Source organism: Armatimonas sp., assembly GCF_031410135.1.
GTDB lineage: Bacteria > Armatimonadota > Armatimonadia > Armatimonadales > Armatimonadaceae > Armatimonas.
Genome location: NZ_JANNYP010000634.1, coordinates 1 through 6156, shown reverse-complemented (window position 1 = coordinate 6156; position 6156 = coordinate 1). Strand labels below are relative to the sequence as shown.

Below are 6156 nucleotides of genomic sequence, written 5' to 3'. Positions count from 1 at the left end.
GTGGCAAGATGTCCTAGGCGACTCTGGCAAGCTACGAAACCGGCTGAGCAAAGCCAAACGATCCGGTGTTACCGTCCGACTCATTGACAATGGCGAGGTTTCCGAAGGCACGCCGCTCCGGCAACGGTTCGTCGAGATCGTCGACGCGTGGGCGGAGCAAAAGGCTCTCCCGCCGATGGGATTTATGGTCACGCTGGAATTGTTTCAGCACGCGGAGCGTCGCCGCTACTTTGTGGTCGAGTCGGGCGGAGTCGTCCATGGCTTCGCCGTCTGCGTGCCCATCTATGGCAGAAACGGCTGGCTTCTCGAAGACATGATGATCCAACCCGAGTCGCCCGCTGGTTGTGGTGAATCCCTGGTGGATGCGGTGATGTGCCGGTTGCGCGACGAAGGCGCCGAGGTGGTTAGCCTAGGAATGGTGGCACTGGCGGGGCTAGATGCGGAGCAAAGCCCCAAAAATCATGTGTTGCTTACAGGGCTACTGCGTATCTGCGCACGTTCGATGGGCTGGCTCTATAACTTAGAAGGACTGTACCGCTTTCGCGACAAGATGAAGCCTTCCGCGTGGGAGCCCGTGTACATCGTTTCCGGCGGCAACGTCAGTTTTTTGACCATTCGCGCCATCTTGATGGCATTCGCCAACGGCTGGGTTCCTCGGTTTGCTGCCCGAGCGCTGGGACGATGGGCCCGTCAGTGGTTACAGCGAAAAACGGTCAGTCCTTCCGAAATACCGTCCCAAAAGCCCGCTATTGATGTCCCTATTTTGCTGCTGGTGATCTTTTGCTACACAGCAATGGCGCTGGCCGTCGTGGGGGCCTTCCAAGGCTGGCTACCCTGGTGGCTGTCGGTTGGAATGGGCTTCGTGGCCGCCTTCGCCGGGTTCACGCCCGTCCACGAAGCCGTGCACGGCAACGTTTCTCAGTGGAGAGCCCTGAACGCCGCTACGGGACATCTTTGCTCGGTACTCTTGACGGGAGCATTTCGTCCCTATTGCTTCCTTCACCGCGAACATCACTTGCATACCAATGTCCCCGCCGCCGACCCCGATTTTTGGTGTGGAGCGGGGCCAAAATGGGCAGTCCCTCTGCGCTGGCTGACCCAAGACATCGGGTACCTGCGGTACTATTTTTCACGATGGGCGACAAGACCCTGGCTCGAACGGGCAGATCTTGTGCTTTGCGGAAGCGTCTATGTTGCGCTCACTATTGGTGCATGGCTGCTCAATCCCTCTCTCTTTCGTGCCTTGTTGTTGGGATGGATTCTTCCCGCGCGACTGGCGTTGTTTACGCTTGCTGCAACGTTCTCCTGGCTTCCTCATGCGCCGCACCAAGCGACGGAACCCTACCAGGCGACCTCGGTTCGCAGCTCCCCTTGGCTGACATGGCTCCTGCTGGGGCAAAATTTCCATCTCGTTCACCATCTCGATCCGAGCAAGCCTTTCTATCGTTTGGCGAGTATTTGGAAGCACAAACGGGAGGATTTTATGAGCCATGGAGTGATAGATGGCAGTGTTTTGAATAGAAGCGACCTACGATGAAAAAAGTACAGAGAGCTCTTGCGGCAGCGATGGGTTGGCTTCTCCCTTTGTTGTTGCTAATGGTACTCAGCCGCCCAGCACTTGCACGAGATTCTCTGGAAGAAAGCCCCAAATTTATTGCCGTTGCTCAGCAATTCCAGAACAACTTTGGGATCGCTCTCAAGGTTTGGAGCAGCAGAGATGCCTCGGTGGGGGCAAGCTACCAAGTGACTGCCTTGAAGCTGGAGCACTTAGAGAACGTCCTACAAGTGCTCACCTGGGTTGACACCGAGCTCAAGCGCTACCCTGTGGGCTTTCTCAAGACGCACGGCTCCCGGAATCTTGTGCTCGCCAGTGCCTATGTTGCAAAAAATGGGAATGGCTCTGGCACAGCGTACTCGCCTGCTTTTATTGCGGAAAAGGCGAGTGCTTCGCTTCTCGTCACCGTGCCGAGTGCCATTACCCCGACGACCGAGATTCTTGGCAAGGGGTACCTGCACCAGACACTCTTTACCTACCTGCTCACGGATGTCAAATCACCCAAATCTCCCCTCGCGCTGGAGCGCTGGAAAACCCTTGCCTCGGACAGTGCGGCGCTTGAGAGCGAGAGTGCCAAGCGACTCGTGGCGCTTAGCAATCAGCGCGAGGGGCTTTTTAAGATTCTCTGGGAGCCTTTCGAGGTTGCGGAGCTAAGTGCCCTCGCCAAGACCGACGCGCCGCTGAAACAGCGAATTGCGCTCGTCCAAAGCTTTCTGCAAACGCTCGACCCGAAGTTTGACCAAGCCTTCTGGGCAACGATCGCCACGATTCCCGAGTCGCAGCGCACTATCTGCCTCAATGATTTAGCCGACCTGCACAGTGCCGATCAGCTCAAGGCTGACCCGGAGATTCAAGACGATCTACGTGCGATTGAGAAGAAATGGGGCCTCAAGGTGCTCTGGGAACCCGGCTCCGAAGCCCCACCCATGCCGGCTCGTGTCCGACTGGAGTACTCCTACTTCACGGATAAAAAGCTGCCACAGTTCAAGCAGTTCGTCCACTTGGTTCGCGAGGAGCTAGAACAGTACCCCGATGAGATTGTCACAAAGATCAAAGTCAAGAATATCTACATCCTGGATGTGTTTACATTTCGAGATGTCAAGCTCGCCGGGCAGAGTTTTAGCTGGCTGCCCCAAGTGTCGTTTGGCTATGGCATCAATACGTTTGATCCCTCGAAGAGCACCTCGCGCGATTTTTACCGCCGCACCATTCACCATGAGATTTTCCACCTGATGGACTCTCGTTTCTCAGTCGAAGGCGGCCCTATTCACGGCGCGAACTGGGAGAGCCTCAATGAGGCGGGATTTCTGTATAAAATCGGGAAACTGAGTGCCAGTGCGCCCAACCCCGTGACGTTTTACAAAGACAATGCCAGCCGCCTTGGCTTTGCGGAGCCCTACGGGATGAATGTCGCCACCGATGATAGAGCCACACTCTACGCACGCCTGATGACGGAAGATCAAGCCTTCTTCGAAAAGCTCACGACCGATAAGATCCTCAAAGCCAAGACTGAAAAGATGCTCGCCTTCTTCCAATTTCTAAAGAAAGACCTTGCAATTCCCACACAGAGCGTTTTTTATACAAAGCTCGAAAAGATACAGAGCCGCCTCTAGGCAGGGTGTACACGATGCTAAAGTCAGGGATTAAGATCCTCTTAGATACCCTCGGGAAGCGACCTGGACTTTGTCGCGGGGGTTCGGTACGGGTTGGAGGGGCTCCGCTTGGGAGGAACTCGCTGGTTTTGCGCAAGCCCACACTTGTGCTATGGTGACATGCAGCTGGGTAGTATTTCCAAGTACGCAGAGCTTGTTCTGTAACCCAGCTTTCCGTGCTCCAGAGTTCGCGCGGCCGCTTGATTTAGGCCGCTGCCTGATAAAAGAGAAGAATTACGATGAACCATGTTTCCCTTTCCGGTAGTAGCCGAAGGCGGTTGCCACACACTCATCTTGTCGGTTTGATTGATCGCTTGGAGATGGCAAGCCTAACGGTTCGAGTGCGCTCTCGCGGCGATCTCGCCGCTCTCGAAGAGCAAGTACACTCCCAGAGTGACCAGCCCCTGGCACAACGTCGCTACCTCAGTCACGAGGAGTTTGAGCAGCAGTATGGTGCTGACCCGGCAGATATAGAGCTTGTAGAACAGTTTGCTCAGGAGCACGGACTCACCGCCGTTCGCCGCAGTCTGGGAGAACGGAGTATTACTCTGAACGGTCGGCTGGGTGATCTGGTGGATGCGTTTCACGCCGATGTGCAGATGGTTCGGCACTCGTCTGGTATCTCCCGTGCCCGACAGGGGGAGATATCTGTCCCAGAGCACCTCCAAGGGATTGTCACCGGTGTCTTTGGCTTCGACACCCGCCCCAAGTTTCGCGGGAAACATCAGCACACTCTCCAAGCGGAGGCAACTCCTGGTGGCCAATACGGAGTTGCTGCAACGGACTATGCCAAGCGTTACAACTTTCCCACGGAGTTTGAGGGGGTGGCACTGGACGGCACTGGCCAGACGATCGCACTAGTTGAGCTCGGAGGTGGCTTCCAGCGAAGCGATCTCGCCACCTATTTCCAGGAGATCAATGTTCCGCTTCCCAACATCGTCGCCGTCTCCGTAAATGGTGTCCAAAACAGCCCGACGACACCTAATCCCTACGATATCGAGGTCATGCTCGATATCGAGGTTGTGGGTGCGGTCGCGCCTGGAGCTATGATTGCTGTCTACTTCGCGCCAAACGGGGAGCAGGGTCTCTTAGATGCGATCAGCACGGTGGTACATGATACAAAGCGGAAGCCTAGTGTTCTCTCCATTAGCTGGGGTGAGCCCGAGGATAACCTTGATCAACATAACCTCTCCGCATTCCACGAGGTCTTCATGACAGCCGCCACGATGGGGATTACTGTCTGTGTGGCTTCCAGCGACCATGGCACTGCCACCCTCGCGGCGAGCGACTGGGACGACAAGATTCACGTACACCATCCTGCGGGCGATGATCTCGTACTCGCTTGCGGTGGCACACAGATCGAGGACGGAGTGGATGTTGTCTGGAACGACGGTACCCCTTTCTCCTCGAAGGGGGGAGGCTGGGCCAGTGGTGGTGGGATCAGTAAGCGGTTTCCCGTTCCCGCCTATCAAACAGACGCCGCGCTTCCGGTGTCTCTTGTCCCCGGCAAGCCCGGTCGTGGCGTTCCCGATATCGCCATGAGCGCCGTCGCTCCCCTCATGGCAGCCCTGGTCGCTCTACTGAACCAGGCTAAGTAGTCGTCCAAAATCAATCTCCGTTTCTCTGGGCGACGTACTTCGTCAAGAACCGGAAATTGATTTTGGACGACTACTAAGAAGGCGAACGTCGGCTTTCTCAATCCCTTTCTGTACGCCAACGTGAATAAGGGCATCTTCCATGATGTCACCGTAGGCACCAACGCCATCACAGGCACGGTTAAGGGCTACAATGCAGGGCCTGGTTGGGATGCCTGCACGGGGCTAGGAACCCCCGATGGAACCGCCATTTTAAACCATTTATGAGCTGGTGTGAGCCTGCCTCGGGAGTGTGCTAAAATCCCTCTATGGGACTTTGTCAGAAAACGAATAAAGGCGTTACTTTTGCGGGAACTACTTATTCTCACCGCTGGGCCCGTGGCGATCAGCATGAGTTCACGTCCAAGGGCCAGGAGGATCTGAAAAAGTGGACGGATATGGTGACTCTGATTGTCTACCCGAAAGTCACCCACGGCGAGGGGCTGGCGGTGACGGCCAACACGGTCTTGGGCAACTACAAGGCCAGTAAAGCCACCGTGCTGCGAACCGACTCTGTGCCTAGAACCGAGAGCAAGCCCGCCGAGCATCTGATCGTCGTGATGTTTGGCCGCCCTGAGTTTGTCGAGGTGGCGTTTACTCGGCTCCGCCTGCATAAAGGGGTGGGTAATGCCGTGGTCTACTCGCATCGAATCTACGGCAAGAAAGCGGGCAATGCCGCGAGCGCTTGGCTAAAAAAGAACGGCCCGAGTACAGAGAAGGCACTGATGGCCTGGGACGCGATGCCTGAGTCCTTCTTGCCCAAAGCCTAGCCATGGAAAAAATCTCCCTCCCTGAGAAGCTCGCGCAGATTCAGGAGCACTGGCGCCCCAAAGTGGTTGCCGAGCTCAACGGCCAGGAAGTGAAGCTGGTGAAGTTCTGCGGCGTCTTTCCCTGGCACCACCACGAAAACGAGGACGAGCTGTTTCTCGTCTGGCGCGGGACGATGCAGCTTGAGTTTCGGGATCGGATCGTCACGCTTGGCCCCGGCGAGCTGTGCGTCGTCCCGCGTGGCGTCGAGCACCGCACTCTCGCCGAGAGCGAGGCGGAAGTGCTGCTTTTTGAGCCCGCCGCCACTCGCAACACCGGCAATGTCGTGGATAAAGTTTTTACTGCGCCCAATGGAGTGAAACTATGAGTTCCAATACCGAGATCGAGCGCAAGTTTCTAGTGATCGGGACGGACTGGCAGAGCGCCACGCCGACCTACTACTGCCAGGGCTACCTCAACCGCGACAAGCACCGCACCGTGCGCGTCCGGGTGGCCGGGGAGCACGGCTTTCTCACAGTCAAGGGCCTCATTACAGGAGCCAGTCGGG

Annotated in this window: 6 protein-coding genes and 1 pseudogene; all 7 read left to right on the top strand. The window is 56.5% G+C overall.

Features of this window, described 5'->3' with window-relative positions; all coding sequences use genetic code 11:
• The coding region (locus RMO15_RS23200; protein ID WP_309717924.1) for a fatty acid desaturase at window positions 1-1537 on the top strand (1537 nt) is incomplete at its 5' end.
• The gene (locus tag RMO15_RS23195) at window positions 1534-3168 is read left to right on the top strand and encodes a hypothetical protein (RefSeq protein WP_309717921.1); all 1635 of its coding nucleotides are present in this window, start codon (window positions 1534-1536) and stop codon (window positions 3166-3168) included. The genes RMO15_RS23200 and RMO15_RS23195, both read left to right, overlap by 4 nt.
• A 317-nt stretch (window positions 3169-3485) precedes the next feature.
• Window positions 3486-4805: a S53 family peptidase gene (locus RMO15_RS23190; protein WP_309717918.1), complete on the top strand. Its 1320-nt coding sequence runs from the start codon at window positions 3486-3488 to the stop codon at window positions 4803-4805.
• A 120-nt stretch (window positions 4806-4925) separates the two neighbouring features.
• Complete coding sequence (locus tag RMO15_RS23185; protein ID WP_309717906.1) at window positions 4926-5069, top strand: hypothetical protein; 144 nt, start codon at window positions 4926-4928, stop codon at window positions 5067-5069.
• A gap of 41 nt (window positions 5070-5110) precedes the next feature.
• Complete coding sequence (locus RMO15_RS23180; RefSeq protein WP_309717904.1) at window positions 5111-5611, top strand: hypothetical protein; 501 nt, start codon at window positions 5111-5113, stop codon at window positions 5609-5611.
• A 2-nt stretch (window positions 5612-5613) separates the two neighbouring features.
• The gene (locus RMO15_RS23175; protein ID WP_309717902.1) at window positions 5614-5976 is read left to right on the top strand and encodes a cupin domain-containing protein; all 363 of its coding nucleotides are present in this window, start codon (window positions 5614-5616) and stop codon (window positions 5974-5976) included.
• A pseudogene (locus tag RMO15_RS23170) lies at window positions 5973-6156 on the top strand (adenylate cyclase); the annotation flags it as partial. The gene RMO15_RS23175 and the pseudogene RMO15_RS23170, both read left to right, overlap by 4 nt.

What these genes read in the sequence shown, in the direction of transcription:
- RMO15_RS23195 (WP_309717921.1), top strand. Translation starts at nt 1,534, where the DNA reads ATGAAAAAAGTACAGAGAGCTCTTGCGGCAGCGATGGGTTGGCTTCTC.
- RMO15_RS23175 (WP_309717902.1), top strand. Translation starts at nt 5,614, where the DNA reads ATGGAAAAAATCTCCCTCCCTGAGAAGCTCGCGCAGATTCAGGAGCAC.
- RMO15_RS23180 (WP_309717904.1), top strand. Translation starts at nt 5,111, where the DNA reads ATGGGACTTTGTCAGAAAACGAATAAAGGCGTTACTTTTGCGGGAACT.